14 protein-coding genes are annotated in these 15,483 nt (G+C 77.6%); 7 read left to right on the top strand and 7 right to left on the bottom strand.

What is annotated here, in order from left to right:
* From MN205_RS05050 to MN205_RS05040, 3 genes are all read right to left on the bottom strand, one after another.
* On the bottom strand, nt 1-975 hold a 975-nt coding region (locus MN205_RS05050; protein WP_242124936.1), incomplete at its 3' end, for a lysylphosphatidylglycerol synthase domain-containing protein.
* A gap of 5 nt (nt 976-980) precedes the next feature.
* The gene (locus tag MN205_RS05045) at nt 981-2,978 is read right to left on the bottom strand and encodes a glycosyltransferase (protein WP_242124935.1); all 1,998 of its coding nucleotides are present in this window, start codon (nt 2,976-2,978) and stop codon (nt 981-983) included.
* Nucleotides 2,975-3,964, bottom strand: a complete 990-nt coding sequence (locus MN205_RS05040) for a glycosyltransferase family 2 protein (protein WP_242124933.1) — start codon at nt 3,962-3,964, stop codon at nt 2,975-2,977. The genes MN205_RS05045 and MN205_RS05040 overlap by 4 nt, the downstream gene beginning before the upstream one ends.
* Nucleotides 3,965-4,038: 74 nt before the next feature.
* Between MN205_RS05040 and MN205_RS05035 the strand changes: the two genes are divergently transcribed.
* Nucleotides 4,039-4,785: a class I SAM-dependent methyltransferase gene (locus tag MN205_RS05035; RefSeq protein ID WP_242124931.1), complete on the top strand. Its 747-nt coding sequence runs from the start codon at nt 4,039-4,041 to the stop codon at nt 4,783-4,785.
* A gap of 9 nt (nt 4,786-4,794) precedes the next feature.
* Here MN205_RS05035 and MN205_RS05030 read toward each other — a convergent pair whose 3' ends face one another.
* The gene (locus tag MN205_RS05030) at nt 4,795-6,942 is read right to left on the bottom strand and encodes a hypothetical protein (RefSeq protein ID WP_242124929.1); all 2,148 of its coding nucleotides are present in this window, start codon (nt 6,940-6,942) and stop codon (nt 4,795-4,797) included.
* 273 nt (nt 6,943-7,215) lie between these two features.
* Between MN205_RS05030 and MN205_RS05025 the strand changes: the two genes are divergently transcribed.
* Together MN205_RS05025 and MN205_RS05020 are read left to right on the top strand one after the other, a co-directional pair.
* On the top strand, nt 7,216-7,941 hold the full coding sequence (locus tag MN205_RS05025) for a TIGR03089 family protein (RefSeq protein WP_242124927.1): 726 nt from the start codon (nt 7,216-7,218) through the stop codon (nt 7,939-7,941).
* 29 nt (nt 7,942-7,970) lie between these two features.
* Entirely contained in the window at nt 7,971-9,053 is a 1,083-nt protein-coding gene (locus MN205_RS05020) for an AbrB family transcriptional regulator (RefSeq protein ID WP_242124925.1), read from the top strand.
* On the opposite strand, the gene manA is transcribed toward MN205_RS05020, so the two are convergent.
* The gene (gene manA / locus MN205_RS05015; RefSeq protein WP_242124924.1) at nt 9,007-10,212 is read right to left on the bottom strand and encodes a mannose-6-phosphate isomerase, class I; all 1,206 of its coding nucleotides are present in this window, start codon (nt 10,210-10,212) and stop codon (nt 9,007-9,009) included. The two genes, MN205_RS05020 and manA, sit on opposite strands and share 47 nt — an antisense overlap.
* Nucleotides 10,213-10,305: 93 nt before the next feature.
* Here manA and galE point away from each other — a divergent pair, with 93 nt between their 5' ends.
* A complete protein-coding gene (gene galE / locus MN205_RS05010) occupies nt 10,306-11,280 on the top strand; it encodes a UDP-glucose 4-epimerase GalE (protein ID WP_242124921.1) in 975 nt (324 codons plus the stop codon).
* A gap of 33 nt (nt 11,281-11,313) precedes the next feature.
* Here the strand turns inward: galE and MN205_RS21565 are convergent, their stop codons facing one another.
* Both MN205_RS21565 and MN205_RS05000 read right to left on the bottom strand, forming a co-directional pair.
* The gene (locus tag MN205_RS21565; protein WP_242124920.1) at nt 11,314-12,249 is read right to left on the bottom strand and encodes an AEC family transporter; all 936 of its coding nucleotides are present in this window, start codon (nt 12,247-12,249) and stop codon (nt 11,314-11,316) included.
* Nucleotides 12,250-12,381: 132 nt separating this feature from the next.
* Nucleotides 12,382-12,672 carry a hypothetical protein gene (locus tag MN205_RS05000; RefSeq protein ID WP_242124917.1) on the bottom strand — a complete coding sequence of 97 codons (291 nt, stop codon included), beginning with the start codon at nt 12,670-12,672 and terminating at the stop codon, nt 12,382-12,384.
* Nucleotides 12,673-12,952: 280 nt separating this feature from the next.
* On the opposite strand from MN205_RS05000, the gene MN205_RS21560 reads away from it, so the two are divergent.
* The 3 genes from MN205_RS21560 to MN205_RS04985 all read left to right on the top strand — a co-directional run.
* The gene (locus tag MN205_RS21560) at nt 12,953-13,498 is read left to right on the top strand and encodes a GAF domain-containing protein (RefSeq protein ID WP_242124915.1); all 546 of its coding nucleotides are present in this window, start codon (nt 12,953-12,955) and stop codon (nt 13,496-13,498) included.
* A complete protein-coding gene (locus tag MN205_RS04990; RefSeq protein WP_242124912.1) occupies nt 13,459-14,262 on the top strand; it encodes a PP2C family protein-serine/threonine phosphatase in 804 nt (267 codons plus the stop codon). Before MN205_RS21560 ends, MN205_RS04990 begins: the two co-directional genes overlap by 40 nt.
* A gap of 117 nt (nt 14,263-14,379) precedes the next feature.
* Nucleotides 14,380-15,483, top strand: a 1,104-nt coding sequence (locus MN205_RS04985) for a DUF2254 domain-containing protein (RefSeq protein ID WP_242124910.1), incomplete at its 3' end; no start/stop codon positions are given.

Raw genomic sequence — 15,483 nt, 5'->3', positions numbered from 1 at the left:
CCGCGAGGAGGGGGGGCGGGAGCGGGCGCGGCGCAGGCGGACCAGGGCGCCCGGGGTCGCGGCCAGCGCCGCCAGGGCCAGCAGCAGGTCCGCCGCCGTCAGCAGCACCCGCGAGCCCAGGACCACCACGGCCGGGGCCCCGCCGCCCGCGGCGAGGGCCACCACCGCCGCCAGGACGACCTCCCGCGCCCCCGCCCCCGCCGGCGCCAGGACCACGAGGAACCCGACGACCCACGCCAGCGCGTAGCCGCCCACCGCCAGCGCCAGCAGCCGGCCCACCGGCCACCCGGCTCCCAGCGAGCGCACCAGCACGAACACCTGCAGCCCCACGGCCAGCCACGACGCCAGCGCCCAGCCCGCCGAGGCCAGCACCCCGCGGGCCGTCACCGGGTGCTCCAGCGGCTCCTGCCGCGCCAGCCGCAGCAGCACCCCGAGCAGCCGGTTCAGCACCGCCGGCACCAGCAGCACCAGCAGCAGGGGCGCCGCCCAGCGCAGCGCGCCCACCCACGCACCCCCGGGCACGTCCGCGCCGTGCAGCGCGAACGGCAGCACGCCCGTCACCAGCAGCCCGGCCGTCGTCATCGACACCAGCAGCGCCACCACCAGCGCCGAGCCGGTGCGCCGGCGCGGCACCCCCAGGTCGCGGGCCAGCTCCGCCTGGGCGACGAACTGGAACACCGTGCCCGGCACGTACCGGCCGAGCTGGCCGACGAAGAACACCCGTGCCGCGTCCCGCACCGCCAGCGGTGAGCCGAGGTCGGCCAGCACCGCGCGCCACGACGCGCCCGACAGCGCCACGTTCGCCACCGACAGCGCGAGCGCGGCCAGGACCGCGAGCGCGTCCAGGCGGTCCCAGGCGTCCGCGATGGCGGTGCGCTCGCGCACCAGGTACGCCACCGCCAGCGCGAGGGCCAGCAGCAGGAAGCCGCCGCGCACCCACGGCGAGCGCAGCAGCGCCAGGACCCGGCCCAGCACGCCGCTCAGCGCCGGCGGAACGTCAGCAGCACGAACGTGTAGTCCAGGCCGGTGCGCGCCCAGTGCACCGGGCGCTCGGGGTGGGCGAGCACCTCGTCGGTCAGCTCCCCCACCAGCTCCAGCCCCACCCGGTCCGCCTGCGCCACCAGCTCGCGCACGTCGTCCGGGGAGAAGATCCGCACCGGGGCGCCGTAGGCGGTGATCCCCGTCGTGTCCGGCGGGTCGGCGTCGTAGTCGGTGGACACGCACAGCACCCCGCCCGGGCGCAGCACGCGCGCCGTCTCAGCCAGGAACGCCGGCACCGGCACGCCGTGCTCGATGACCGACAGGCACGTCACCGCGTCCAGCGAGCCGTCCGGCAGGCCGGTGGCGGTGACGTCGCCGTGGCGGAACTCCACCCCGTCGCGGTGCACGGGGGCACCGAACTCCAGGTTGATGCCCGCCAGCGCCCCCCGCTCGGCGCCGAAGCCGTACAGCCGCAGCCACGGCAGCACCGGCGAGTAGCGGGCGCTGCCGGCGTCCAGCACCCGCGCGGCGCGCGATCCGTCGTCGGCGAGGGTGAGGACGGCGGCGACCGCACCGAGGGCGTCCCAGTTCTTCGGGGAGTCCGGGTGCGCGGGCAGGCGCAGGCGCTTCGCCTGCGCCACGGCGTCGGCGACCTCGGCGGCGTCCTGCAGCACCCCGGTGCGCGGCACGCCGCTGGGCACGGGCCGGCGCGCCGGCGGGGCGCCCAGCTCGCGGGCGGCGAGGAGCTCACCGGCGCGGCGCTGCACGCCCACCCGGGTCCACAGGGCGTGCTCGGCGCCGCGCTTGGCGACGGCCAGCAGCCGCCCGCCGGGCGGGGCGGCGGTCGTCGTCCCCTCGGCGGCGCGGCGCAGCGCCGCCAGGTAGGCGAACCACGGCTCCTCCAGGTCCGGCGGCTGCACGCCCTCGCGCAGCCGCTGCAGCCCCCCGTCCGCCAGGCGGCGCAGCCCCTCGGCCAGGGCCGGCGCGCTGCCGGGCTCCACCAGGACGCCGTCGACGCCGTCGCGGACCTGCGCGGGGAAGGACCCGGTGCGGGTGGCCACCACCGGCAGCCCGTGCGCGAAGGCGAGCAGCGCGTTCTGCGAGGCGGTGGCCGAGCGGTACGGCAGCGCCAGCGCGTCGTGCGCGGCCAGCAGCGCCGGCAGCTCGGCGGCGGGCACGTACCCCTCGCGCAGCTCCACGCGCTCGCGCAGGTCCGGCGCCGACGCCAGCTCGCGCACCGCGCGGCCCGCGTCGCCCCACAGCTCCCCGGCGATCGTCAGCCGCACCCCCGGCACCGCGCGCAGCGCCTCCAGCAGCACGTCCACGCCCTTGTACCCGCGCACCACGCCCAGGCTCAGCAACCGCACCCCGCCGTCGCCCGGCGCGGGCGAGCCCGCCGGCCCCGGCAGCGGCGGCCCGCCCGGCAGGTGCGGGGGCAGGTCGGCGACCTCCACGCGCACCGCGCCGAGGGACCGGGCCAGGTCCGCCTGAGCGTCGGTGTGCACGAGCACCCCGTCGACGCTCGAGAGCAGCCGGCGCACCAGCAGCGCGTCCCCGGGCCGCGACTCGTGCGGCAGCACGTTGTGCGCGACGACGACCGTGCGGGCGCGCGAGCCCGCCGAGCGCATCCCCGCCAGCACCCCCAGCAGCGCCGGCACCTGCAGCGGCACCACGTGGGTGAGCACCACCAGGTCCGCGTCCGCGGCGCGGCGGCCGGTGCGCACCCACGACGCCGGCGAGCTCCACACCAGCGAGCGCACGGTGGGCTCGAACGCGGGCACCTCCGGCACCCCGTCGGGCACCTCCGGGCGCCCCGGGTACAGCGCGGTGGGGTACTGCCGCGCCCAGGAGACGAGCTGGACCCGCGCGCCCGGCCCGGCGGCCAGGTGCCGGGCCAGCTCGGTGGTGTGCAGCGCGGTGCCGCCCTTGGCGGGGTGGGCCGGACCCACCACGACGACGCGCCGCCCCTCCTCGTCCACGCCGTCCGCGCCGCTCACGCGGAGTCCCGCGAGCGCACCACGAGGTCGGCCAGCAGCGCCACCGACCCGATGAGCAGCCCGGACACCAGCAGCAGCACCGTGTTCGCCGGGAAGTAGAACGCGTGCCGGAACATGTCGGTGACGGCCTTGACGAAGCCCAGGCCGAACAGGAACAGCGCCAGCGGCATCAGCACCCGCAGCGGCTCGAAGTACATGACCATCCGCAGCACCTGCAGGATGTAGCGGTAGGCGTCCTTGACGAAGTGGAACTTCGAGGTGCCCGCGCGCTTGGCGTACGCGGTGGGCACGTACTTCACGTCGTGCTGGTTGCACAGGAACGCCAGCGTGATCGTGGTGACGCAGGAGAACCCGGGCGGCAGCAGCCGCAGGTACGGCAGCGAGACCGACTTGCGGAAGGCGCGCAGGCCGGAGTTCAGGTCCGGGATGCGCTGCTTGGCCAGCACCTCGGCGACCTTGCGGATGACGAACTTCGCCGGCACCCGCAGCACCTTGTGGCTGCCCTCCTCGGTGGTGCGCGCCCCCACGACCTGGTCGTAGGAGTCGTCCTCCAGCAGCACCCGCACCAGCTCGGGGATGCGCTCGTTCTCGTACGTCATGTCCGCGTCCGTCCACACGACGATCTCGCCGCGGGCCATCTGCGTGCCGATGCGCCGCACCGTGCCGGAGCCGCCGTTGCGGCGGAACGCCACCACCCGCAGGTGCGGGAAGCGGGCCTCGGCCTCGCGCAGCACCGCGAGGGTGCCGTCGCTGGAGGCGTCGTCCACCGCGAGCAGCTCGTACGCCATGCCGTCGGCGTCCATGGCGGCGGTGATCCGCTCGATCTCGAGCAGGACGTGCGCCTCCTCGTTGTAGCAGGGCAGCACGATCGTGGCGACGGGCGCGACGTCCTCGTCCACCGGGGGCGGCAGCGGGCCGGGCCCGCCTGCGGGCGCCGGCGGGGCGGGCGGGGACGCGACGGCGTCTGCGGGGAGTTCGGGTGCCATGGCGCTGGGGAGCTTACCCAGCGGCGCGGGGGGCTCCCGGCGACGCGCGCCCGCGCGACGTGCAGCATGTGCCCGTGGACCCCGACGAGCGCAGGGCGCAGCGCACCGCCCAGGCACGTTCCTTCGGCGCGGCCGCCGCCGTGTACGAGCGCGCCCGCCCCGGCTACCCCGCCGAGGCCCTGGACTGGGTGCTGCCGCCCGGCGCGCGCCGCGTGCTCGACCTGGGGGCGGGCACCGGCAAGCTCACCCGGCTGCTCGTGGCGCGCGGCCTGGAGGTCGTCGCGGTCGAGCCCACGCCGGGGATGCGCGAGGAGTTCGCGCGCGTCCTGCCGGACGTGGAGGTCCTCGACGGCACCGGCGAGTCGGTGCCGCTGCCCGACGGCAGCGTCGACGCCGTCGTCATGGCCCAGGCGTGGCACTGGGTGGACCCGGACGCGGCGGCCCCGGAGGTGGCGCGGGTGCTGCGCCCCGGCGGGTGGCTGGGGCTGCTGTGGAACGTGCGCGAGACGTCCGTGGACTGGGTGGCCCGGCTGGACCGCACCCTGCCGGGCCCGGGCGAGGAGCAGCTGGGCAGCCTCGCGCCGCGCGTGGGCCCGCCGTTCGGGCCGGTGGAGCGCTACGACGTGCGCTGGGACCAGCCGATGACCGTGGACGGGCTGCTGGAGCTGACGATGTCGCGCAGCTGGGTCATCACCCTCGACGAGGAGCGCCGCCGCGAGGTGCTGGCCGACGTGCGCGCGCAGGCAGAGGCGCAGCTGACGGGCGCGGGGACGCTGGACATGCCGTACGTGACGCGCTGCTCGCGGGCGAAGCTGCCCTGACGCGGCGCCTCAGGCGGCGGCTCCCCCGGCGGGCTCGGGGGCGACGCCGGTCACCAGCTCCACGGTGATCGCCTGGCCGCCGTCGGGGCGCTCGGTGAGGACCCGCTCGTCCTCGCTGGTGCGCACGCGCGTCACCGTCGTGGGCTCGGTCACGCCCAGGGCGCGCAGCGTGTCCGCGGCCGCGAGGTCGCCGCCGGCGGCGACGAGGACGGGGCGGCCCCCCGCCTCGCGCACCCGTCCCGCCTGCCGCTGCACCGCCGAGCGCAGCACGTCCAGGTACTCCTGCGTGCCCGGCCGCCCCTGGGAGGTCGGCACGACGATCGAGGCGGTGGGCACCCCGCACGTGCCGCGCAGCACCTGCGGCCACTCGTTGCGCGAGCGCGGGTCCACGGCGAGCGCGACGTCGCCGTCCTCGAACGAGGCGCACGCCTCGGCGACGGCGGCCAGCTGGCCGCGCTCGGTGCGCTGCCCGGCCAGCGGGGCGGTGGCCAGCGCCGTCGGCACGAGCAGGAGCAGCGCCCCCACGACCGCCGCCCCCGTCCCCCACCGGGCGGTGCGGGCGGCCAGGACGCGCACCGCCCACGCGAGCGCGGCGGTGGCCAGCAGCACGACGGCGGGCAGCACCACCGGCACGAAGCGGCGGTCCGCCCACGGGTGGTCGGGGGTGATGCCGGGGCGGTACAGCGTCAGCAGCGTGGAGCCCACGGCCACCGCGAACGGCGCCGACCACGCCGGCAGCGGCGTGCGCCCCTGCAGGGCCGGCACGAGGCGCGCCAGCAGCACCACGGCGGCCGCGCCCGCGGCGAGGACCGCCGGCCAGCCCAGGTACCAGGAGAGCCAGTCCACCGAGTGCTCGGCGTAGGTGCGCCCGCCGTCCACGGGCAGCCCCTGCGCCTGCTGCAGACCGGCGACGAGCCTGCTGCCGGGGTCGGCGGGGTCCTGGCGCACCACCAGCCACAGCGGCCGGCTGGCCAGCCCCACCAGCACCAGCGCCAGCACCGCGCACAGCGCCGGCGCCAGCCGCGGGCTCGTCAGCCACCGCACCCGCGCCAGGCGGCCGGAACGCGCCAGGCGCACGCCCAGCCACGAGGCGGCGCCCAGGGCGGCGAGCGCGGCCACCAGCGGCAGCAGCGAACCGGAGATGGTGCCCAGGTAGGGTCGCGAGTACGTCACCGCCGCGGCGGCGGCCAGCACGGTCGTGACGGCCGCGCCCGCCGGCAGCGCCCGTGCCGCCGGGTGCCGCAGCGCGGCCAGCACCGCCACCACGGGCAGCAGCAGCGCCACCTCGCGCAGGTAGTCGATGCGCACGAACCCGCACGCGCCCAGCAGCAGTCCCGCGCCGCCGCCCAGGCGGGCGGCGAGCGTGGGGGTGGCCGTCGCCGCGGTGGCCGCGACGAGGACGGAGGCGGCGGCGGCCAGCACCAGCAGGGCCGGGACCTCCGAGTACGTGGAGCGGTTCACGTGCAGCACCGGCTGCGCGAGGGCGAACACCGCCACGGCCGGGGGGGCCCAGCGGGGTCCGACGACGCGCGCGGCCAGGCCCGCCACCGCCAGCAGCGCGGCCACGGCCACCACGGCCGGCGCCAGCAGCAGCCCCTCCCAGCCGGCGGCCCACTCCCCCAGCGAGTACAGCGCGGGCGCGCCGAGCAGGAACTGCGGCACGACGTCGGTGCCGACCTCGTAGAAGGCGGGGCTGGCGATCGTCACGTTCGGGTCGGCGAGCGCCTCCGCGCCGCCGAGGGCCGCGAGCGAGGGGTCCACCGGCAGGCCGTGGTGGGTGGCGAGGTGGTGCGCGTAGAGGGCCTGCGAGCCGGCGTCGCGGCGCAGCACGACGTGCTCGGCGCGGGTCAGCGCGGCCCACAGGCCACCGCCGACGGCCACGGCCGCGCTGAGCAGCGCCGCCCACGCCGGGGCCGGCACGACCGGCACGGCCCACGCCAGGCGCCCGGCGAGCGCAGCGGCGACCAGGCAGACCGGCACGGCGGTCCACGGCGCCCACAGGTCCAGCAGCACCAGGGGCACGGCCACCGCGGTGACCGCGGCGACGGCGGCGGCCAGCACCACCGGCACCCGCGTCAGCAGCACCCCCGCCCAGGCCGGGCCGGGGTGCGCGGCCGGGGCGGCGGGAGCGGCGTCGGTGCGGGGGGCTGCGGGCACGCCGGGACGCTAGCGGCTCGCGCCGACGCCGCCGCGCCCCGCTCTCCCCCGCCCCGCTCCCACCGCCCGATCCCGCCCCCCACCCCTCCCTCGCGGTGACCGAGGAAGTGGCGACTTCCCCGATCACCGTGGTCTTGCACGGGTGAGAGCTCACGCGTGCAAGATCACGGAGGGGCGGGGGCGGGGGCGGGGACGGAGCAGGGCTCGGGACGGGGGCCGGGGGCTCGCGCCGCCCGGCGGGTGCGGTCGGGGCGACGCACGTAGCGTGGGGGCGTGCCGCCCTCCACCTCCCGCTCGGTGCCCGCGCTGCTGCAGACGCTCCTCGCCGACGACCCCACCGCCCCGCGCCTGACCTTCTACGGCGAGCGGTACGCCGAGACGGGTGAGCGCGTGGAGCTGTCCGCGCGGGTGCTCGGGAACTGGGTGGCCAAGACGGCGAACCTGCTCGAGGAGGAGTTCGACGCCGGCCCCGGCACCCGCGTGGCCCTGGACCTGCCGGCGCACTGGCGCACCCTCGTGTGGCAGCTGGCGGTGCTGTCCACCGGCGCGCACGCCCTGACCGGTGCGCGCGGCGACGCCGACGTCCTCGTCTCCTCGGACGCGACCGCCCTCGCGGACGGCCCCGCCGACCGGGTGGCCGTCTCCCTGGCCCCGCTGGCGACGTCCTTCGGGGCGGAGGTGCCGGCCGGGGTGCTGGACTACGCGCGCGTGGTCACCGGCTACGGCGACGTGCACGCGCCGCTCGCGGAACCGGCGCCGGGCGACGGCGCCCTGGACGACCTCGCGCACGGCTCGCTGCTGGGCGAGGCCGCCGCGGCGGGTGCGGCGTGGCCGGTGGGCGTGCGGCTGCTCACCGACGCCGGCCCCGCCGACGCGGTGCGCGGGCCGCTGGCGGCGTGGTGCCGCGGCGGCTCGGTGGTGCTCACCCCGGACCTGGGGACGCTGCCGGGGACGGTGGCCGAGCAGGAGCGGGTGGACGCCCGGCTGCCGCGCGCCTGAGCGTGCCGCGGACCCCCCGCGCACCGGCGGTGCGGACCCTCGCGCACGCCCTGGTGCTGGCGGCGGCGACCGTCGGCGCCGCGGCGGCCCTGGGCGCGCTGGGCCTGCCGTCGCCGGCGCTGTTCGCCGGGCTGCTCGCGGGGCTGGTCCACGCGCTGGTGGTGCCCCGCCCGCTGGAGCTGCCCCGCGGCACGGGCACCGCGGCCCACGCCGTCGTGGGGGTGACGATCGGCACGCTCGTGCAGCTGTCGACGCTGGCCGCGCTCGCCGAGCACTGGCTGCCGGTGCTGCTGGTGACGCTGGGCACCCTGGCGCTGAGCCTGGGCACCGGCGCCCTGCTGGGCCGGCACCGCGGCGTGGACCCGGTCACCGGCGCGTTCGCGCTGGTGGCGGGGGGCGCCGGCGGCCTGGTGGTCATGGCCCGCCAGCTCGGCGCGGACGAGCGCGTCGTGGCGGTCGTGCAGTACGTGCGGGTGCTGGTGGTGGTGCTGTCGCTGCCGGTGGTGCTGCACCTGGCGTTCGGGGTGCGCTCGCAGGGCGCGGCACCGGCCGCGGACGGCGGCCCGCCGTGGGCGGGGCTGCTGCTGGTGGCGGTCTGCGGGGTGGCCGGGCGCTGGCTGGGCCACCGGGCGCACCTGCCGGCCGCGTCGATGCTGGGACCGCTGCTGCTGACCGCGGTGGTCTCCCTGGGCGGCCTGACCGGCGGTGCGCGGGTTCCGGCGGCCCTGGAGGCGACGGCGTACGCGCTCGTCGGCCTGGAGGTGGGGCTGCGGTTCACCGCGGCGTCCCTGGCGGGCGTGGCGCGGGTGCTGCCGGCGGCGCTGGCGCTCATCGCGGTCGGGGTGCTGGGCAGCGCGGGGCTGGCGGCGCTGCTGTCGGCGTCGACGGGCCTGCCGCTGCTGGACACCTACCTGGCGACGACGCCCGGCGGGCTGTACGCGGTGCTGGCCGCGGCGGTCGACTCGGGCGCGGACGCCACGTTCGTGCTGAGCGTGCAGGTGCTGCGGCTGCTGGTGATGCTGCTGGCGGCGCCGGTGCTGGCGCGCGCCCTGGCGTCGGGGCGGTTCAGGCGCCGCCGGGGGACGCCGCCACCAGGGTCCCCGCGCCGGTGACGGTCAGCGGGTGCTCGGCGGCGGTGGCGAACGCGGAGCGCCCGCGCGCGAGAACGACCTCACCGGTGGTGGACGCCACCCGCACCTCCCCCTCCAGGCACAGCAGGGAGCGCGGCACCGCGCGCTCCCACGCGGTGGTCTCGCCGGGGCGCGCGTCGAGCACGGTGAGGGCGAAGTCGTCGACGTCGCCGGGCGCGAACACCGCCTCGCGCTCGGAGGGGCGCCGGGGCGCCAGCAGCGGCGGCGGCAGGACCCGGAAGTCGAGCACGCGCAGCAGCTCGGGCACGTCGACGTGCTTGGGGGTCAGCCCGCCGCGCAGGACGTTGTCGGAGCTGGCCATGAGCTCCACGCCGGTGCCCGACAGGTAGGCGTGCACGTTGCCCGCCGGCAGGTACAGCGCCTCCCCCGGCGCCAGGCGCACCTGGTTCAGCAGGGTGGACACCAGCACGCCCGCGTCGCCGGGGTGGTGCTCGGCCAGCAGCGCGACGCAGCGGGCGGAGTCGTCGTCGACGTCGCGGCAGGCGGTGGCGACGGCGCCGGTCAGCGGTGCGGCGGCCTCCTCGCCCGCCTCCAGGAGCCGGGCGGTGGCGGCGCGCAGCGCGGCGGTCTCGTCGGTGCCGGCGAGGTCGGCGAGCAGGTCGGCGAGCAGGCCGGCCGCGGCGGGCGGCAGCTCCGGCAGGTCGAGCCCGGCGAGCAGCTCGCGGGCCGCGGCGGGCGGGCGGAAGCCGGCCACGGCGGCGAACGGCTCCAGCGCGTACAGCAGCTCCGGCTTGTGCTCGTCGTCGCGGTAGAGCCGGTGGGCGGCGTCCAGCGGGACGCCCGCGGCCTCCTCCTCGGCGTGGCGCCGCCGCGCGGTGGCGCGGTCCGGGTGCGCCTGCAGGGACAGGGGTGCGCCGGCGGAGAGGACCTTCAGCAGGAAGCCGAGCCGGTCGCGGCGGCGGTGCGGCCCGAGGACCGCGGCGGGGTCCGCGGCGACCACCTGGTCCAGCGGGAGCGCCCGCCCACCGGCGGCGGGCACCGCCGTCGACGGTGCCGCGGGGTGGGCGCCGATCCACAGCTCCGCCTGGGGCCGCCCGTCGGGCTCGGTGCCCAGCAGCTCGGGGATGGCGTGCGCGGTGCCCCAGGCGTAGGGCTGGACCCGGTTGTCGAGGACGAACACGCGACGAGCCTATGCACGCGGGATCACCCGCGGGGGTGAAGCGCTCGTGAACACGTCCCCGTGGCGGCCGGGCGGCTGGATACGCTCGCGACCATGAGCGTTCTGGTCACGGGCGGTGCGGGTTTCATCGGTTCCCACGTGGTGCGGCTGCTGCAGCAGCGCGGCGACGACGTGGTGGTGGTCGACGACCTGTCCAACGGCCGGGCCGAGCGGGTCGGCGACTCCCCCCTGGTGCGGGTGGACCTGGCCGCGGAGGGTGCGCAGGAGGTGCTGCGCGCCGCCTTCACCGAGCACTCCGTGGACGCCGTGGTCCACTTCGCCGCCCGCAAGCAGGTCGGCGAGTCCGTCGAGAGGCCCGCCCGGTACTGGCAGCAGAACGTCGGCGGCCAGGCGAACCTGCTCCAGGCCATGCAGGACGCGGGGGTGGGCCGGCTGGTGTTCTCCTCCTCCGCCGCCACCTACGGCGCCCCGCAGGTCGACGTGGTGCGCGAGGACGGCCCGGCCGAGCCCATCAACCCGTACGGGCAGACGAAGCTCGTGGGCGAGTGGATGAACCGCGCCGCCGGGGTGGCGTGGGGGCTGCGCTCGGCGAACCTGCGCTACTTCAACGTCGCCGGTGCCGGCTGGCCGGACCTGGGCGACTCCGTGGTGATGAACCTGGTCCCCATCGTGTTCACCGCGCTGGACGCCGGCCGCGCACCGGTCGTGTTCGGTGACGACTACCCCACCCCGGACGGCAGCTGCGTGCGCGACTACGTGCACGTGCTGGACCTGGCCGAGGCGCACCTGGCGGCGCTGGACCACCTGGCGGGCGACGCCGCCGGCGAGGCGCACGACGTCTTCAACGTCGGCACCGGCACGGGCGCCTCGGTGTTCGAGGTGCTGCGCGTGGTGCGGGAGGTCACGGGGATCGACGTGGAGCCGGAGGTGCGCGAGCGGCGCGCCGGCGACCCGCCGCAGCTGGTCGCCGACGTCACCCGCATCCGCGAGGAGCTGGGCTGGACGGCCTCGAAGGACCTGCGCGACATCGTCTCCTCCGCGTGGGAGGCGTGGCGCGCCGTGCGCTGAGCCCCGCGCCACCGGTCGCCCGGCGCCGCCGGGTCAGCCGTGCGGCAGCAGCACGCTGATGAGCAGCACCACGGGCACGCACAGCACCGTGGTCAGCAGCACGGTGTCGCGGGCCAGCTCGATCCCGGCGCCGTAGCGCACCGCGAAGGTGAAGACGTTCTGCGCCGTGGGCAGGGCGGCGACCACGGTCGCGGCGTACGTGCCCGCGGGGCCGACCCCCAGCCCCCACCGGGCCGCCGCGTACGTCACCGCGGGCTGGACGAACGCCTTCAGCGCGGTGGCGAGCAGGACGTCGGCGCGCCGCCAGCTCGCCGAGACCCGCCCGTGCAGGGACATGCCGAACGCCAGCAGCGCCCCCGGCACGGCGAGGCCGCCCAGCAGCTCCAGGGGCCGGTCGAGCGCGGTGGGCAGGGACGCGCCGGTGGCGCTCAGGGCGAGCCCGGCGGCCCCGGCCAGCAGGATCGGGTTCAGCAGGGGCGCCACCAGGCGGCGCGCGCGGGCGGCGCGACCCGGCGCCCGCGCGCGCTCACCGGTGAGGTCGAGCACCGCCAGCGCCACCGGCGACAGCACCACCATCTGCAGCAGCAGCGCCGGCAGCACGGCCGTCAGGTCGCCCAGCACGTACGCGGCCACCGGCAGCCCGATGTTGACGGCGTTGACGTAGCAGGAGGCGAGGGCCCCGATCACGGCCTCGCGCACCCCCAGGTGCAGGCGCCGGCGCGCCAGGACCCACCACAGCACCGCGCAGGCGGCGACCCCCGCGCCGGTGAGCGTCACCTGCTCCGACAGCAGCTCGCGCGGGTCGGTGCCGGCGAGCGTGCGCACCAGCAGGGCGGGGGTTCCCACGAAGAACACCAGCCGCGAGACGACCGCCTGCGCGCCCGGTCCGAGGGCGCCGGTGCGCCCCAGGAGGTAGCCGACGGCCACGACGCACGCCACGACGACGAAGCCGGTGAGGACACCGCTCACGCGCGCCGGCCGGCGGGGGCGGGTGAGCGGGGCGGCACGCCCCGAGGTTAGGGCGTGCCCGGCACTGCCCGGCCCGCCGGTTCCGCCGGCACGGGGCGGGACCACCCACCCCGAGCGGGTGAGACCCCGACCTCAGGCCGCGCGCTGCGCGTGCTTCGCGGAGTGCGCCCGCGGGGCTCGGCGCGCGCGCGGCAGCTGCGGCACGGGGTGCGCGATCGGAGCGCCGGGCCGACGCGTGCGGGCGCGCAAGCGCGAGACCGCCAGAGCGGTCCACACCACCAGGTGCACCCCACCCGCGACCCCCGCACCGACGAGCGCGACCACGATCGCCGCGACCAGGGCGAGTGCCGCGACGACGGCCACCACCCCGGTGAACACCGAGAGGACGGCCAGGGCCACCCCGGCCGCCGAGACACCGGACACGAGAACCTCCTCCACCACGCCGCCAACGGAGTCGCCAACGCAGAGGCACGCCCGCAGCGCACCGGCGCGCGTCCGCGCCGCGGTGCCCCGGGCGGGCCCGGCCGCCGGGGAGCGCGCAGCGGGTGCGGCGGGCAGTGCTCGAGGCGAAGGATAGGGCGCCCGCACCCGTCCGCCACCCGAGCACCGGTGGGCCGTGGAGCACCGGCCGGCCCGCGGTGCGCGGGCCCCGACCGGGCCCGAGGATGAGCCGTCGCGGTCGCGATGGCCTAGCGTCGCAGCGGTGGTGACGTCGCACGAGGACACGCACGAGGACACGCACGAGGACGCGCGGACGCTGGCAGCGCTCAGCACGCTGCTGGACCGCGTGCACTTGATCACGCCCGGTCAGCTGCCCGACGCCCTGGCGGAGGCCGCAGCTCAGCTGGGCTGGAGCGCGGTGCTCTACCTCGTCGACTACGAGCAGCGCGTGCTGGTGCCCGCCCCGGCGGTCGGGGTGTCCGGGCGCCGCGTGCAGGGGGTGGACACCACGCTGGCGGGGCGGTGCTTCCGCACGGTGGAGCCGATGCCGTGGTCCTCGGCGCGCGGGCGGGGCGTGTGGCTGCCGGTGCTGGACGGGGTGGACCGCCTGGGGGTGCTGGAGGTGGGCTTGCCCGAGGGCACCGACCTGGACGATGCGCTCTGCATCCAGCGTTGCCGGCTGCTGGCCCACCTGGCCGGGCACCTGATCGTGGCCAAGGGCCCCTACGGCGAGGGCCTGACCCGCATCCGGCACCGCAAGCCCGCTCGGTGGCCTCGGAGCTGCTGTGGCGGCTGCTGCCGCCGCTGACGTTCGGCTGCGAGGGCCTGGTGGTCTCCGGGCTGCTGGAGCCGGCCTACGACGTGGCCGCCGACGCCTTCGACTACAGCGTGCTGGACGAGACCGCGCACCTGGCCGTCTTCGACGCCACCGGCCACGACCTGAACGGCACCGTGCTCGCGGCGATCGCGCTGGCCGCCTACCGCAACAGCCGCCGCCAGGGCGACGGCCTGCGCGACAGCGCCCGCACCCTGGACGAGCACGTCGGCGTCCACGGGCACGGCGAGCGCTTCGCCACCGGGGTCCTGGCCGAGCTGGACCTGCCCAGCGGGCGGTTGCGCTACCTCAACGCCGGGCACCTGCCGCCGCTGCTGCTGCGCGAGGGCAGGGTCGTCAAGGAGCTCACCGGTGGGCACCGCATCATGTTCGGCCTCGGCGGGGGCGGGGCCAGCGTCGCCGAGGAGTGGCTGCAGCCCGGCGACCAGGTCGTCTTCTACACCGACGGCATCCCCGAGGCCCGCAGCCCCGGCGGGGACTTCTACGGCCTGGAGCGGCTGGTCGACCAGCTGGGCCGCTCGGCGGCAGCGGGGCTGGCCGCGCCCGAGACGCTGCGCCGCATCGTGCACGCGGTCCTGGATCATCAGAACGGCGTCCTGCAGGACGACGCCACCGTGCTGATCGCCCAGTGGGCCAGCGGCGCGGAGCACGCCGCGATCTCCTCGGCCACCGGCAGCATCGCCGCGCAGCAGCTCTCCCCCGGCGACGAGCACGGCCGTGACGTCCCCCGGCGCTGACGCTCCCGGCGCTGGGCGGGCAGCGCCCCACACGCCCCCGCCGCGGGGCGGCGCCGCGCGCCGGGACCGGTCCCACCGCTGCGGTGGTCTCCGCCTCCGACGGGGTAGGGGGAGGGCGTGAGCAGGGGGGACGACAGCAGCACCCGGCGCGTCGAGCGGTCCGGGGCCAAGGTGTGGTTGTGGCCGGGGGTGGCCGGCGCGGTGGCGCTGGCCGCGGGGCTGGTGCTGGCGCAGCTGCGCCCGGAGGAGTCCTCGCTGCTCTCGCGCCTGGCCTGGCCCGGCGGCACCGACGGGGCCAGCACCATGCTGCAGGCCATCGCGGGAGCCTCCATCAGCGTCATCTCGATGACGTTCTCCCTCACGGTCGTGGCCCTGCAGCTGGCCTCGCAGCAGTTCTCCCCGCGCCTGCTGCGCGACTTCATGCGCGACCCGTGGACCAAAGCCGTCCTGGCGGTGCTGGTCGCCACGTTCGTCTTCTCGCTGACCGTGCTGCGCGGGATGCGCTCGGACCAGCCGCCGCCGGCGGCGGCGCTGTTCATCGCGTTCGCCCTGGGCATCGCCTCGATGGCCTCGGTGCTGGGCTTCATCCACCACCTCACCCGCCTGCTGCGGGTGGACACGATGATGCTGACCGTCCACGACGAGGCCCTGAAGGCGATCGACGCGTTCTACCCCTCCCTGGACGACCCCCCGCGCCGCACCCCGGACGACCTGGACGCGGACTGGGCCGCGGGCACGGGCATCGCCGCCGTGCGCAGCGGGTTCGTGCGCCTGGTGGACGTCGAGGCCCTGGTCGCGGCCGCGCGCGAGCACGACGCCCTGGTCTGGATCGACGTCCGCCCCGGCGACCACGTCGTCACCGGTTCCCCCCTGGCGAGCGCGTGGGCGCCGGGGCTGGACGAGCAGGGCCGGGCCGAGCTGGCCGAGCGGGTGCACGAGGCGGTCGCCCTCGGCTACGAGCGCACCGTCGAGCAGGACTCCGCCTTCGGCTTCCGCCAGCTCACCGACATCGCCGTCAAGGCCCTGTCCCCCGGCATCAACGACCCCGTCACCGCCGCGCACTGCGTCGGGCACACCGCCGACCTGCTGGTGCGCCTGACCGGCAAGCAGCTGGGCCCCACCGTGCACGAGGACGAGAACGGCACCGCGCGCGCCGTGGTGCCCGACCGCGACCTGCGCTACTACCTGGACCTGGTGTGCGGGCAGGTGCGCCGCTACGGC

This window comes from Kineococcus sp. TRM81007 (genome assembly GCF_022669155.1).
GTDB lineage: Bacteria > Actinomycetota > Actinomycetes > Actinomycetales > Kineococcaceae > Kineococcus.
This window is presented reverse-complemented; position numbering and strand designations above follow the sequence as displayed.

What these genes read in the sequence shown, in the direction of transcription:
- MN205_RS05040 (WP_242124933.1), bottom strand. Translation starts at nt 3,964, where the DNA reads ATGGCACCCGAACTCCCCGCAGACGCCGTCGCGTCCCCGCCCGCCCCG.
- galE (WP_242124921.1), top strand. Translation starts at nt 10,306, where the DNA reads ATGAGCGTTCTGGTCACGGGCGGTGCGGGTTTCATCGGTTCCCACGTG.